This is a genomic window from Flavobacterium franklandianum, assembly GCF_007097365.1.
In the GTDB taxonomy this organism is placed as follows: domain Bacteria; phylum Bacteroidota; class Bacteroidia; order Flavobacteriales; family Flavobacteriaceae; genus Flavobacterium; species Flavobacterium franklandianum.
Map to the genome: position 1 here is coordinate 1 of NZ_VJZR01000027.1, position 12,509 is coordinate 12,509.

The 12,509-nt window shown below is 34.6% G+C and carries 16 protein-coding genes and 5 tRNA genes; 13 read left to right on the forward strand and 8 right to left on the reverse strand.

What is annotated here, in order from left to right; all coding sequences use genetic code 11:
- Positions 1-3: 3 nt before the first annotated feature.
- The 6 genes from FNW17_RS15740 to idi all read right to left on the reverse strand — a co-directional run bounded on the left by FNW17_RS15740 (position 4) and on the right by idi (position 3,218).
- Positions 4-77: transfer RNA gene (locus tag FNW17_RS15740), tRNA-Thr, on the reverse strand.
- Between the two features lie 74 nt (positions 78-151).
- Positions 152-421, reverse strand: a complete 270-nt coding sequence (locus FNW17_RS15745) for a hypothetical protein (RefSeq protein WP_143392012.1) — start codon at positions 419-421, stop codon at positions 152-154.
- Between the two features lie 181 nt (positions 422-602).
- The gene (locus tag FNW17_RS15750; protein ID WP_144072153.1) at positions 603-1,565 is read right to left on the reverse strand and encodes a type I phosphomannose isomerase catalytic subunit; all 963 of its coding nucleotides are present in this window, start codon (positions 1,563-1,565) and stop codon (positions 603-605) included.
- A gap of 163 nt (positions 1,566-1,728) precedes the next feature.
- Positions 1,729-2,187 carry a peroxiredoxin gene (locus FNW17_RS15755; RefSeq protein ID WP_144072154.1) on the reverse strand — a complete coding sequence of 153 codons (459 nt, stop codon included), beginning with the start codon at positions 2,185-2,187 and terminating at the stop codon, positions 1,729-1,731.
- On the reverse strand, positions 2,187-2,597 hold the full coding sequence (locus FNW17_RS15760) for a 6-pyruvoyl trahydropterin synthase family protein (protein WP_144072155.1): 411 nt from the start codon (positions 2,595-2,597) through the stop codon (positions 2,187-2,189). Before FNW17_RS15760 ends, FNW17_RS15755 begins: the two co-directional genes overlap by 1 nt.
- Before the next feature lie 93 nt (positions 2,598-2,690).
- Positions 2,691-3,218, reverse strand: coding sequence for an isopentenyl-diphosphate Delta-isomerase (gene idi / locus FNW17_RS15765; RefSeq protein ID WP_143392008.1), 528 nt, complete (start codon positions 3,216-3,218; stop codon positions 2,691-2,693).
- Between the two features lie 261 nt (positions 3,219-3,479).
- Here idi and FNW17_RS15770 point away from each other — a divergent pair, with 261 nt between their 5' ends.
- The 7 genes from FNW17_RS15770 (at position 3,480) to FNW17_RS15800 (ending at position 9,054) form a co-directional block, all read left to right on the forward strand.
- Positions 3,480-4,595, forward strand: a complete 1,116-nt coding sequence (locus FNW17_RS15770) for a bifunctional methionine sulfoxide reductase B/A protein (protein ID WP_143392007.1) — start codon at positions 3,480-3,482, stop codon at positions 4,593-4,595.
- 391 nt (positions 4,596-4,986) lie between these two features.
- Positions 4,987-6,213, forward strand: coding sequence for a glycogen synthase (glgA, locus tag FNW17_RS15775; protein ID WP_143392006.1), 1,227 nt, complete (start codon positions 4,987-4,989; stop codon positions 6,211-6,213).
- A 668-nt stretch (positions 6,214-6,881) separates the two neighbouring features.
- A complete protein-coding gene (locus FNW17_RS15780) occupies positions 6,882-7,238 on the forward strand; it encodes a bleomycin resistance protein (RefSeq protein ID WP_143392005.1) in 357 nt (118 codons plus the stop codon).
- A 170-nt stretch (positions 7,239-7,408) separates the two neighbouring features.
- Positions 7,409-7,984, forward strand: coding sequence for a peptidylprolyl isomerase (locus FNW17_RS15785; protein ID WP_143392004.1), 576 nt, complete (start codon positions 7,409-7,411; stop codon positions 7,982-7,984).
- A 231-nt stretch (positions 7,985-8,215) separates the two neighbouring features.
- Positions 8,216-8,494 carry a rhodanese-like domain-containing protein gene (locus FNW17_RS15790; RefSeq protein WP_235893294.1) on the forward strand — a complete coding sequence of 93 codons (279 nt, stop codon included), beginning with the start codon at positions 8,216-8,218 and terminating at the stop codon, positions 8,492-8,494.
- 6 nt (positions 8,495-8,500) lie between these two features.
- Positions 8,501-8,815 carry a rhodanese-like domain-containing protein gene (locus tag FNW17_RS15795; RefSeq protein WP_144072157.1) on the forward strand — a complete coding sequence of 105 codons (315 nt, stop codon included), beginning with the start codon at positions 8,501-8,503 and terminating at the stop codon, positions 8,813-8,815.
- A complete protein-coding gene (locus tag FNW17_RS15800; protein WP_144072158.1) occupies positions 8,815-9,054 on the forward strand; it encodes a hypothetical protein in 240 nt (79 codons plus the stop codon). Before FNW17_RS15795 ends, FNW17_RS15800 begins: the two co-directional genes overlap by 1 nt.
- Positions 9,055-9,139: 85 nt before the next feature.
- Here FNW17_RS15800 and FNW17_RS15805 read toward each other — a convergent pair whose 3' ends face one another.
- On the reverse strand, positions 9,140-10,240 hold the full coding sequence (locus tag FNW17_RS15805; RefSeq protein WP_144072159.1) for an FKBP-type peptidyl-prolyl cis-trans isomerase: 1,101 nt from the start codon (positions 10,238-10,240) through the stop codon (positions 9,140-9,142).
- Between the two features lie 79 nt (positions 10,241-10,319).
- On the opposite strand from FNW17_RS15805, the gene FNW17_RS15810 reads away from it, so the two are divergent.
- Together FNW17_RS15810 and FNW17_RS15815 are read left to right on the forward strand one after the other, a co-directional pair.
- Positions 10,320-10,709, forward strand: coding sequence for an RNA-binding S4 domain-containing protein (locus FNW17_RS15810; protein WP_143391999.1), 390 nt, complete (start codon positions 10,320-10,322; stop codon positions 10,707-10,709).
- Between the two features lie 47 nt (positions 10,710-10,756).
- On the forward strand, positions 10,757-11,257 hold the full coding sequence (locus FNW17_RS15815) for a phosphoribosyltransferase family protein (protein WP_143391998.1): 501 nt from the start codon (positions 10,757-10,759) through the stop codon (positions 11,255-11,257).
- Here FNW17_RS15815 and FNW17_RS15820 read toward each other — a convergent pair.
- Positions 11,249-11,767, reverse strand: coding sequence for a shikimate kinase (locus tag FNW17_RS15820; RefSeq protein ID WP_143391997.1), 519 nt, complete (start codon positions 11,765-11,767; stop codon positions 11,249-11,251). The genes FNW17_RS15815 and FNW17_RS15820 overlap by 9 nt on opposite strands.
- 127 nt (positions 11,768-11,894) lie before the next feature.
- Between FNW17_RS15820 and FNW17_RS15825 the strand changes: the two genes are divergently transcribed.
- The 4 genes from FNW17_RS15825 (at position 11,895) to FNW17_RS15840 (ending at position 12,326) form a co-directional block, all read left to right on the forward strand.
- Positions 11,895-11,967: transfer RNA gene (locus FNW17_RS15825), tRNA-Lys, on the forward strand.
- Positions 11,968-12,005: 38 nt separating this feature from the next.
- A tRNA-Lys gene (locus tag FNW17_RS15830) sits at positions 12,006-12,078 on the forward strand.
- Between the two features lie 41 nt (positions 12,079-12,119).
- Positions 12,120-12,192, forward strand: a tRNA-Lys gene (locus tag FNW17_RS15835).
- Positions 12,193-12,243: 51 nt separating this feature from the next.
- Positions 12,244-12,326 (forward strand) — tRNA-Leu (locus tag FNW17_RS15840).
- The last annotated feature ends 183 nt before the right edge of the window (positions 12,327-12,509 follow it).

The following is a 12,509-nucleotide window of genomic DNA, read 5'->3' on the forward strand; positions in this document are numbered from 1 at the left end:
AAGAGCCGGCGGAGGGACTCGAACCCACGACCTGCTGATTACAAATCAGCTGCTCTAGCCAACTGAGCTACGCTGGCGACTCATTACGGGTGCAAATATAAGTCTGAATTTTAATTTTCCAAAAAAAATCAGACTTTTTTATTGACTTTTTTTATTGCAATTCGTTGATTTTAGCAATCAATTGATTTGCAGTTTGTTCCAATTCAACATTGATTTGTTTGAAATGGGCTTTTTTATCTTCCACTTTTTTTGCGTTTACTTTGGTAATCAAAGTATCAAAAGCAGCTATTGCTTCGTCGATCAATGCATTAGTTTCTGTTGTTGGTTTTCCTGTTGTAGAAATTTCAAACAAGTAAACTGCTTCAATAATATCTCCTAAAACGTAGTTGATGTCCTTTTTTAAATTCTTAACGTTTGCCATTTTATTTTTAATTTTAATTTGCGATTGCAAAAGTACACATAATCTTTGTATTACCGACTATGAAATCGCCACAAACAAAAAGTTTGTTGCAAACAACCACAGATAAGTAAAATGGCGACCCGAGCGTTAGCGAACTGGCGAAGCATACCATAAATGACCGCTAAAAAAGCGAAATTTACATTTATGAAATATAAATTTCTAAAAGTGACCCTTTTCCGCTAATAACAAAAGTCTTTAACTCAGCTGGAATCAAAATAGTATCTCCTTTTATATATTTGAATTTTACACCTTCATATTCTATTTCAAAATCACCTTCAACACACATATAGACTGTGAAGGAATCACCCGATTTGTTCACTACAACTTTCCCCTTTAATGGTAAAAAATTAGTGGTGAAATAAGGACAATCTACCATAGAATTCGATTGATTCAAATCTTTATTGTATTGTTTATAAGTGTCTATTTTATTGTAATTGATAGCATCCAAAGCTAAATCAACGTGCAATTCCCTTTGATTTCCTGCTGCATCCACTCTATCAAAATCATACAATCGGTACGTAATGTCAGAAGTTTGTTGGATTTCGGCAATTACCAATCCAGCTCCAATAGCATGAACAGTTTCAGTTTCTAAAAAGAAAACATCACCTACTTCCACTTTTACATTGTCAAGAATCGAAAGTAAGGTTTTATTTTTTAGATTTTCTAAATACAAAGCAGCATTCGAATCTTCTTTGAAACCTACAATTAATTCAGCATCCTTATCCGCTTGCATCACATACCACATTTCGGTTTTCCCAAAAGAGTTATGACGTTTTTTTGCCAATTCATCGTTGGGATGCACTTGTATAGACAAATCTTCGCGAGCATCAAGATATTTAAAAAGTAATGGAAATTGTTTTCCGAATTTTTGATAAACCTTATTTCCTAATAATTCTTCAGGATTTAAATCTATCAAATGATTTAGTGACTTTCCAGCTAAATCTCCATTGGCAACTACACTTACATCGCCTTCAACGGTGGAGATTTCCCAGCTTTCGCCAGTAATTTTTGAAGTAATGGGTTTGTTTAGTATCGTTTTTAATTTTTCTCCTCCCCAAATTCTTTCTTTCAAAATGGGTTCAAATTGCAGTGGATATAGTTTCATCTGTTTATAATATTTGTTTTTTATCGGAAAATGGAACGCCTAAAATCATATTCTTATGTCTTAATGATAATTGTAGTAGGCGTTTCATTTGTCAATTTTTTATTTAATTGATATCAATGCAAAATAAAATAATTTTGCATTGATATGATATTATTTTAGTCTTTTATGACACCATTTTTTTAATGGTATTCAAGGCTCTTGGAATATGGCTTGTAGCTGACAAGCTATCAAAAATCAATTGAATAATTCCAGAATTGTCTGCTACATAAGTAACCCTTCCGGGAAGTAGCCCAAATAAATTGGTCTTTACACCAAATAATTTTCTAAGTTTTTTATCATTGTCCGAAAGCAAAAGAAAAGGTAATTTGTACCGCTTGGCAAATTTTTCGTGAGATTGAACACTATCACTACTGATACCTATTACTTCGGCTCCAAAATCTTTAAAATCTTCGTATTGATCACGAAAACTACAAGCTTGTGCAGTACAACCTGGCGTATTATCTTTTGGATAAAAATAAAATACAACTGGCTTTTTTCCAATGATGGATGCGCTGTCAAAATCGTTTCCATTGCTATCTTTTGCAGTAAAATTGGGAATTTTATCCCCTACTTGTAATGCCATTACTCTCCTTTATAAGTTACAAAATTCCGTGGAGTTTCGTATAAAACTACTTCTAGATCCATATCCGGTTTTATCCTTTTTCTTAATTTGTTCCAAATCACAACCACAATATTTTCGGCTGTTGGATTTAGATTTTCAAATTCGGGAACATCTAAATTAAGGTTTTTATGGTCAAAAGGATTTTCAACTTCCTCTTTGATTAAATCGCTTAATATTTTAACGTCCATTACATAGCCCGTTTCTGTATCTATTCCTCCGGTAACACTGACAATCAAATCGTAGTTGTGCCCGTGAAAATTAGGATTGTTGCATTTGCCAAAAACGGCATCGTTTTCCTCGAAAGTCCAATCTTTTCGATACAATCTATGGGCTGCGTTAAAATGGGCTTTTCTTGAAATAGTGACTCTCATATAAGGTTAGAGGTTAAAAATTAGAGGTTAGAAGTTTAAAAGTGTAAGATAGAAAATTTGAAATCTGCTTTCTGAAATCTGATATCTGCAATCTTAATTTTTATGTTCTTCTAAAAAATGATAAAATTCATCGAATATAATTTTGAACCAAACGGTGAAAATTTCGGGATGCAACTGAATGTCTTTGGCCACATCTTCGATGCTCATCCATTTCCAACCTTCAACTTCGTCTGGATTTATTTTTGGGTCGCCATTATAATAACCAATCATTACGTGATCGAGTTCGTGCTCGGTTAAACCGTTATCGAATGGTGCTTTGTATATAAAATGAAACAATTCTTTCAAACCCGTTTCAAAACCCATTTCTTCAAACAATCTGCGACTTCCGGCCTGAATATTGGTTTCGCCATCGCGCTGATGACTGCAACACGTATTCGTCCATAATAATGGGGAATGGTATTTTTGACTGGCTCGTTGCTGAAGCATAATCTCGTTTTTATCATTCAATACAAAAACAGAAAAGGCACGATGCAAAACTGCTTTTTCGTGAGCTTCCATTTTAGGCATCAGCCCTATTTGCTCGTCATTTTGGTTTACCAATATTACGTTCTCTTCTTCCATATTCTGTTTTAGCTTGTCAAAAATACGAAAAAAGAAATGGATTATTGACCTGTAGAAAGTTTGTGAAAAGTTTAACGAGCGTTTAATATATGAAAAGATTAATTTTATGGTTTTGAATTTAACATAGAATCGTTTTGTTTTGTTCAATTTAAACACTGGAAAATAACGTTAAAATTTACGTAATTAATAATCAGTTTGTAAACTAAATGACAATTTCATTCTGAAGTGAATATTACTTTTGAATAATAAAAAAAGTAAACTATGAAAACAAAAAATCAATGTCGAATCCTGCTATTCTTGATTCCTCTTTTTATGCTGCAAGCCTGCGGCCAATCTGTAAACAATAAAAACATTACTCAAAATCCTTTAAACATGGAAAATTCAATTAACAAAGCCGGGAATCCCTATTATTCAAATACCGACACAAGCAAGCTTAATGTTACCGATGCCGAATGGAAAAAAGTGCTTACTCCAGATTTATATGCCGTTTCCAGAAATGCCGATACCGAAAGAGCTTTCACCGGAAAACTTTGGGATTCTGACGCAAAAGGAACCTATTATTGTGCCGCTTGTGGCAACAAACTATTCAAATCCGACCAAAAATTCTCCAGCAGTTGTGGTTGGCCTAGTTTTTTTGAACAAGAAAACAAAAACAGCGTGGTGTACAAAGAAGACAATTCGTATGGAATGAAAAGAATCGAAGCCCTTTGTGGCCGATGCGACGGACATTTAGGACATCTTTTTGATGATGGACCAAAACCAACCGGCAAAAGATATTGTATGAATTCTATCGCTTTGGACTTTGTTCCAGACAGTGTTATTTCAGCTAATAAAAGCAAAAGTAATCTTGAAACCATTACGCTTGGTGGTGGTTGTTACTGGTGTGTAGAAGCGGTTTATGAGAATTTAAAAGGTGTACAATCGGTAGTTTCCGGGTTTGCAGGAGGAAAAAATGCAAATCCAACTTACAAGGAAGTTTGCAATGGAAACACGGGTCATGCCGAAGTGGTTCAAATTACGTTTGATAACACAATCACCAATCTCGACGAAATTTTTAAAGTTTTCTTCACCGTTCACGACCCAACAACCTTAAATCGTCAAGGTGGAGATGTGGGGACTCAATATCGTTCTGTGATTTTTTATGCCAACGAGGAACAGAAAAAAGAAGGTCAATCTATTATTGAAAAATTAAATTCTGAAAAAGTGTATAGCAATCCAATTGTAACTACTTTGGAATCCTTAACCCAATTTTACAAAGCCGAAGACAATCATCAGAATTACTATGAAAACAATAAAAGCCAACCCTATTGTGAAATGGTAATTCAACCCAAAATCGAGAAATTCGAAAAGATTTTTAAAGACCGATTGAAAAAATAAAATGAATGCAAAACCGAAAAGAAATTTTCGGTTTTTTTATGGCATTTAGTTTTTAAATTAATCCGATTTTATTTCTAGTAATATGAACCTCAGGTATCTAAAATAATTTCAATTTCAATTTTTTTAAACACATAGAATCATAGCTTATGCTGATTGGAATAAGGCAATTCATTTTACAATAGTAAAACATAGCTATGTGGAAACCAAGACCCGAGCGATAGCGAACGGGCGAAGCAATTGGTCTATCTCAATCTTTTTTCTATGTTTTTATGTGTTTCCATATTTATTTTTCCAAAATTCTAATCATTTCCACCAAGGAGTTGAAGGATATTAATTATATTTGAAATACAGAATAATTTAATTTACTTTCACAATATAAAATTCCATCACAATGAAAATAGCGCTTTTTTCCAATGAATTTCCACCCAATATTTACGGTGGTGCAGGAGTTCATATCGATTTTTTAAGCCAAGAATTGGCCAAATTAGGTAAAGTTGAAGTACGTTGTTTTGGTGACCAAAATGTGGATACCGATTCGATGCACGTTCGCGGAATCAATTCTTCGCTCACTAAAATGGTCGATGATGCCAATCCGCACATCAAAATGTTTCACAATATGAGTCGAAATGTCGAAATGTCGCAAGCCACACCTGAGGCCGATGTTATTCATTGTCACACTTGGTACACGCATCTGGCTGGAATTATGACGCGCGAATTGCTGCAATCGCCTTTGATTTTGACTACCCACAGTTTAGAAACGCATCGTCCGTGGAAAGTAGAACAACTAGGAAATGGATATTTTCTGTCGCGTTGGATAGAAAATAGTGCTTACAACACCGCCGATGGAATTATTGCCGTGAGCCAACAAATGAAAGAAGATGTCATCGAAGCCTATGGCGTAAATCCCGAAAATGTGACGGTAATCCACAACGGAATTGATCCGGAATTTTACAAACCCACTTTTGACAACAATTTACTTTTGGAATATGGAATTGATCCCAACATTCCTTTTGTACTTTTTGTAGGACGTATTACACGCCAAAAAGGGATTTCCCAATTGATTGCAGCTGCTAAACATTTTAATAAAAATTGCCAAATCGTACTTTGCGCTGGAGCACCCGACACCAAGGAAATCGAACTCGAAACCGAAGCTTTGATTGCCGATTTGAAAAAAGATAGAGATGGCGTAATCCTCATCTCGGAAATGTTGCCCCGCGAAAAAATAAAAGTGTTGTACAGTCACGCTCGCGTTTTTGCCTGTCCTTCCTTATACGAACCTTTTGGTATCATCAATCTCGAAGCGATGGCTTGTGAAACACCAGTTGTAGGAAGTCACGTAGGCGGAATTCCAGAAATCATTGTCGAAGGCGAATCGGGTTATTTAGTGCCGCTCGAAAGTGTTTCCAGAACCGATTTCAATCCTGCAAATCCAGAAGCGTTCCAAAAAGCTTTTGCTGCTAAAATTAATATTTTGTTAGAAGACGAGGCCATGGCCACCAAAATGGGGAAAGCCGGAAGAGAACGTGTTTTGAAAATTTTCAGTTGGGAATCTATCGCTAAAACCACCTATGATTATTACCAAAAAGTGATTGATGGATTTGTGAAGGAGAAGGCGTAGGTAGAAAAACAATCTGTTTTAAAACAATGAAAAATGAAAAAAATTAAATAAATAATTACTTTGAAAAAATTAAAATTTGGACATTATTACGTAATTATTTTTATTCTGTTATTAGGATTTCTTCATTTTCGAGGAGTTGGAATTCAAAATTAAATAAAAAACATTGGAAAAAATATTGTTGTCAAATTCGTCAAGAAAAAGAGATTTCCCAAAACGACGGACTTCTATTTTTCTTATTATGTAAAAGATTCACTAATCACAACTTCTGCGTCAGGAATAAAATACGATATTTTTAATTCCGATAATGAAACAGAAAGTATAGATAATTTAGAAATCAATTCTTATTATTCAGCAAAATTTAATCCAAAATACCCTAACGATATTATAGTTAATCCATTTAAAAAAATTACTGATACATTAGAAATTAAAAAATATGGGTTCACTATAAAATAAAAAAAAATGGCAAGAAGAATTTTTTTTCTGAAACTGAATAAAAATCCAGACCAGATAGCGCGGATTTACAATCCGTGCCCATTCCAACTACTCAATTAATTACAACATAACATGAGCAAGAAAAAATAATCCCGATAGCGCGGATTTGCAATCCGTGCCCACTCCAACTCCTTAATTACAACAAAAAAAACTGATTAAAAATAAATCCAACAAATATGTTCACAGCCATTAATCCAAAGTTACCTATGCGCGACAAAAAGGCAACAAGGAACTTTTATAGCAACAAGTTAGGCTTTCAAGAATTTGGAATTGCTGACTATGATGGCTACTTAATGATGCAAAAGGATGGGATTCAAATTCATTTTTTTGAGTTCAAAACACTGGATCCAAAAGAAAATTACGGTCAAGTTTACATCAGAACGGATGCTATTGACAACTTTTACCAAACTTTGTTGGACAATAAAACAAGCATTCATCCTAACGGACAATTAGAAATAAAACCTTGGGGACAAAAGGAATTTTCTGTCCTTGACCCAGACAACAACTTGCTGACTTTCGGACAAAGTATATAAAAGCGAACCAAACGAGGATAAAATCCCTCCTTAATCTTGTCATTCTGACGAAGGAAGAATCCCAACAAACGAGAGCAACAAACAGAGATTCTCCCTTTGGTCAGAAATGATAAATAAACCCTCACCTTAATAACATTGAGCTCGTTCCAACAAATAAAATCAATTAAAGAATGAAAAAAATCTTCCTAATACTAGTTTTACTTTTTACAATCACAAATAGTTCCGCTCAAAAAAAGGAAGTTTGTATTATTAAAACATCATTAGGCGATATTATCGTCGAATTGTATCCTAAAAAAGCTCCGATTACAGTCGCCAATTTTTTGAAATATGTAGATGCACATTTGTATGACAATACTACTTTTTTTAGGTCAGTAACTTTAAACAATCAGCCGAAGGATTCCGTAAAAATTGAAGTCATTCAAGGTGGCGAAGTCGATTCTACTAAAGTTTTTGCTGCGATTCCATTGGAAAGAACTTCACAAACAGGCGTACTTCATAAAAACGGAGCTATTTCTATGGCGAGAGACAAACCAGATTCAGCCACTTGCAGTTTTTTTATTTGCATTAACGACCAACCGTCTTTGGACTTTGGTGGTAAAAGAAATAAGGATGGACAAGGTTTTGCCGCTTTTGGGAAAGTTACTAAAGGAATGGATGTGGTCAAAAAAATTCAGCTCCTTGCCCCAAATAATGATCAATATTTCAAACCTTCAGTAGTCATTTTGTCCATCATTCGAAAACAGTAAAAAATATTTAACTTTTATCCCGAAGCTCCAGAATCACTGGAATAAAAATAACGCGTCTCTTCGATTAATCCCGCTTTTGGGCGGGATTGTATCGAGAAGCCTTTTTTAAACAAATTTCAACTTATGTAACCAAAGTTACTGTTTGAGCATAATCTTTGCCCTAATTTTGCACTATAATAATTCGGAATACAGTCACAAAGCGTAAAATAATTGAAAGTTTGAAAAATGAATATGGAACAAATAATTGCAGAAAATCTAGGCACCATAGTGGATGTGCGAACATACGGAGAATTTAGCGGAGGCAATGTGGCTGGGTCTATCAACATTCCCTTAAATGAAATTCCAGCAAGAATGGAAGAATTAAAAGCTTTGAAAGCGCCACTAATATTGTGTTGTGCCTCAGGGGGAAGAAGCGGTCAAGCTCAAAATTACCTTTCTCAAAATGGCATAGAATGCTATAATGGCGGTTCTTGGCTCAACGTAAATTATTATAAATCTTTAAACAATTAAAAAATAATGATCAATACATTAAAAAAATTATTCGGTTTTGGACCTAGCGTCAACTATGCCGAATTGGTGAAAAACGGCGCTATTGTTTTGGATGTTCGCTCCAAATCGGAATATGCTGGTGGACACATAAAAGGTTCCGTAAACATTTCGGTTGATACATTAAGAAATAATTTGGTAAAACTAAAAGACAAGCACAAACCCATCATCACTTGTTGTGCATCAGGAATGCGAAGTGCTTCGGCCAAAAGTATTCTGGCTTCAAATGGCTACACACAAGTTTACAATGGTGGCGGTTGGTATAGTCTTCAAAATAAATTATAATGATTAGAGAAACCTTGCTCACCGATTGGAATTTGATGCGCATTTTGCGCTTGGGATTGGGAAGTTATGTTTCCGTTCAAGCTGTAGAAACTCAAAGTACGATTTCTATGATTTTCGCTGTATTCTTATTGTTTCAAGCCTTTTCTAACACAGGTTGCGGTTCGAATGGCTGTGCAATTCCAATAAAGAAAAACAATTCCAATAAAACTGAAGAAATAGAATACGAAGAAGTCAAATAACAATAAAGGTATTCCGAATTTCTAGCCATAAAAAAACCTCGAAAGATTTTACACTTTCGAGGTTTTATTTTTATACAAAACCAAATTATGGTTTAACTGAATACGTATTATCAAGATGTATCCTCAACCTACCCGGTGTTGTATAATCAAATGTTTTAGCTACTTTATCGTAGGAAGGAATGCCTTTTGTTTCCGTTTCAATAGCGGTTGTCATAGGGTCATCTACAATAGGATCAAAAGGGAAATAAAGACTTAATCCCGAATTAGTTCCAGCTGGTTTTGTGATTTCAAGCCTAGTGGTATAATTATCTCCATCATCATCAACATCAAGAAAATCTGGAAAACCATCTTTATCGGTGTCATCTAGATTAGTTGTAGGAGTTGTTGGGTATGCAATAGTATTTCTAAAATCATAAACATAACCATCATTATTATGATCTTCTTGATACGAAAAAACACCATCACTATCTTGATCCAATCGCTCAATATTGTATAGTTTAAAACTAAATACTAAAGGCGAATAAGCAGGAATAGACGAGCCAGAATTAAAATAGGCCAGTCCTGAAGGAATAAACATAACCCCAGCTCCAAAATCATTATGTGTAACAGTCCCGTCAGTATTGGTCTTAAAAGTCCCTGTTTTAAATTGAGGAAAAATTTCACTCCATCCTGTTATCACCTCATACAAACTTAGTGGTGCTTGCGGATATTTCGATTCTTCAAAAAAAGTAGCTGTAAGTTCAGATGGCGGTGTTGCAGTTGCCGCACTAAGACTCAAATAAGTTCCTCTGTATGATGTCAAAACTCCATCGACATTGCAAGGAGAAATACCAACTCCTGGTCTTAAAACTAAATAATACAGCTTATATTCAATATCGTGTAATTTTACAGGTCGAATCAAAAGTTTTGGATAAGTATTCGCATTCAAATAGGAATAAATAGAAGGTTGAATTCCTCCAGTGGGAATTTTGGTAATGGTTATATCTTGATCGTTAACAAATCCCGGGTGATTGACAACGGTAATATAATTAATTTTTAGATAGTCTTCTATAAGAGCAATATCAGTTGTATATTGTACTTTGTAATCTCTTGGTGGTTCAATGGTTGTAGAAGAATCATCCTTGGAACAAGAAAATAAAGAAACGGATGCAATTAATAGAAAAAAATAAAACTTAAATTTGTTCATTATAACTAATTTTTTAAGTGCGCAAGATACAATTTTGATTTATTTTTGCGTAGAATTTAACTTCGATTTTGCAAAATTTATGAGAATAGATAAATATTTATGGTGTGTACGCTATTATAAAACTCGAAATATGGTAACCGAAGCCTGTAAAAAAAATCATGTTACTGTAAATGGTCAAGTTGCCAAACCATCGAAGGAAGTTTTTCCTACCGATAAAATCACATTCAGGAAAGACCAAATCACGCAAATCATCACCGTGTTGGATATTCCTGACAATCGTGTTGGTGCCAAATTGGTCGATGTGTATCGAAAAAATGAAACTCCTGCGGAAGTTTATGAACATCTAGAATTATTAAAATTATCGAAAGAACATTATCGAAAAAACGGCACCGGAAGACCTACCAAAAAAGACAGAAGGGATATTGATGAATTTGGTAATGAAGTAAAAAGCGAGATAGATGAAGATTAAAAAACGTTTTCAAAACGTTAAACCTTTAACCCTAAAACTAAAAATTAATGAGCAAGAATATCATATTATCGAATCAGGAAATTGAACATACTATAAAAAGAATTGCCTATCAAATCTATGAAACTTTTATAGATGAAGAAGAAATTGTTATTGCCGGAATTGCGTCTAATGGATTTATTTTTGCTAAAAAAATTGCAGATTCCCTTAATACAATTTCACCACTGAAAGTTTCACTTTGCGAGGTACAAATCAATAAACATCAGCCTGAATCAGATGTAAAAACCTCTTTAACCAAAGAAGAATACACCAATAAAGGCTTAGTTCTTGTTGATGATGTTTTGAATTCAGGAACCACACTCATTTATGCCGTAAGACATTTTCTAGACGTTCCTCTTAAGAAATTCAAAACAGCAGTACTTGTGGATAGAAATCACAAAAAATACCCTGTAAAAGCTGATTTTAAAGGCATTTCACTTTCAACCTCTTCGTTAGACAATGTAGAAGTTGTGTTTGATGAAAATGGAGATAGTTATGCTTTTTTAAGGTAAAATAGCAAGAATATCCTGTGTGGTTTCATCTTTCGATTTGCCATCGATACTCACTTTATATTGTGCTTGATTGTAATAAAAGCTTCTGTCAAAAAGGTGTTTGGCAATAAAATCCTTGAGTTCATCATCAGTTTTATTGGCAATGATTGGACGTTTACTTTTATTGGATACCAATCTCTCAACTAAAGTTTCAACCGAAGCCTTTAAATAAATTGACATTATATTATCTCCTTTTAATAATTCATGATTATTAGCATAACATGGAGTTCCCCCACCCAAACCTAATATTAAATCGCCCGGAGCGTTCAATAAATCGATTAAAACCTCTCGCTCCAGCTTTCGAAAATAGATCTCGCCTCGCTGTTCGAAAATTTCATTTATGGATAAATTTGTTCTTTCTTCGATACTTTTATCCAAATCTAAGCAAGGAATATTAGTGCTTTTTGACAATCTATTGGCAATTGTGGACTTTCCACACCCCATATAACCTAATAAAATAATTTTTTTCATTTGAATAAAACCTTATATACTAAGGCGTTAAGTGTTATTGTTTAAAAAAGACAAATTTATAATAAAATACCTTTGAAAAATTAAAAATAAGACCTTATATTTGCACCCGCATTCAAGAAAAGAAAATGACTCGATAGCTCAGTTGGTAGAGCACATCACTTTTAATGATGGGGTCCTGGGTTCGAGCCCCAGTCGGGTCACAAAATTTGTGATTTTTGCATACTTTTCTTGAATCAATGACTCGATAGCTCAGTTGGTAGAGCACATCACTTTTAATGATGGGGTCCTGGGTTCGAGCCCCAGTCGGGTCACAATATAATGCGCATACGTTAATAAATCTTGATAGTCTGAAGACTTGATAGCTCAGTTGGTAGAGCACATCACTCTTAATGTTGGGGTCCTGGGTTCGAGACCCAGTCAGGTCACACAAAGAAAAACATAGAGACGTTGCAATGCAGCGTCTCTATGTTTTTTTAGGCCACGTGGAGAAACGGTAGACTTGCCAGCTTGAGGGGCTGGTGCTCGCAAGGGCGTGCGGGTTCAAATCCCGCCGTGGTCACTTTAAAGTTAAAAATAGCATAAAAAATAGCAAGCTCGCTTGAACTATATTTTATGCTATTTTTGTTTTCAAAGCAGAGCTTTGTGGGACAGACAAAGTCAATACCGGATCAATCCCAAAACCTGTGGAGCGACAAAAATTAAGCATAAATATTTGTTAGTCTAAAAAGGAAAAACTCAATGT

Coding starts and splice junctions, on each gene's coding strand:
- FNW17_RS15745 (WP_143392012.1), bottom strand. CDS start 421: ATGGCAAACGTTAAGAATTTAAAAAAGGACATCAACTACGTTTTAGGA.
- FNW17_RS15750 (WP_144072153.1), bottom strand. CDS start 1,565: ATGAAACTATATCCACTGCAATTTGAACCCATTTTGAAAGAAAGAATT.
- FNW17_RS15755 (WP_144072154.1), bottom strand. CDS start 2,187: ATGGCATTACAAGTAGGGGATAAAATTCCCAATTTTACTGCAAAAGAT.
- FNW17_RS15760 (WP_144072155.1), bottom strand. CDS start 2,597: ATGAGAGTCACTATTTCAAGAAAAGCCCATTTTAACGCAGCCCATAGA.
- idi (WP_143392008.1), bottom strand. CDS start 3,218: ATGGAAGAAGAGAACGTAATATTGGTAAACCAAAATGACGAGCAAATA.
- FNW17_RS15770 (WP_143392007.1), top strand. CDS start 3,480: ATGAAAACAAAAAATCAATGTCGAATCCTGCTATTCTTGATTCCTCTT.
- glgA (WP_143392006.1), top strand. CDS start 4,987: ATGAAAATAGCGCTTTTTTCCAATGAATTTCCACCCAATATTTACGGT.
- FNW17_RS15780 (WP_143392005.1), top strand. CDS start 6,882: ATGTTCACAGCCATTAATCCAAAGTTACCTATGCGCGACAAAAAGGCA.
- FNW17_RS15785 (WP_143392004.1), top strand. CDS start 7,409: ATGAAAAAAATCTTCCTAATACTAGTTTTACTTTTTACAATCACAAAT.
- FNW17_RS15790 (WP_235893294.1), top strand. CDS start 8,216: ATGGAACAAATAATTGCAGAAAATCTAGGCACCATAGTGGATGTGCGA.
- FNW17_RS15795 (WP_144072157.1), top strand. CDS start 8,501: ATGATCAATACATTAAAAAAATTATTCGGTTTTGGACCTAGCGTCAAC.
- FNW17_RS15800 (WP_144072158.1), top strand. CDS start 8,815: ATGATTAGAGAAACCTTGCTCACCGATTGGAATTTGATGCGCATTTTG.
- FNW17_RS15805 (WP_144072159.1), bottom strand. CDS start 10,240: ATGAACAAATTTAAGTTTTATTTTTTTCTATTAATTGCATCCGTTTCT.
- FNW17_RS15810 (WP_143391999.1), top strand. CDS start 10,320: ATGAGAATAGATAAATATTTATGGTGTGTACGCTATTATAAAACTCGA.
- FNW17_RS15815 (WP_143391998.1), top strand. CDS start 10,757: ATGAGCAAGAATATCATATTATCGAATCAGGAAATTGAACATACTATA.
- FNW17_RS15820 (WP_143391997.1), bottom strand. CDS start 11,767: ATGAAAAAAATTATTTTATTAGGTTATATGGGGTGTGGAAAGTCCACA.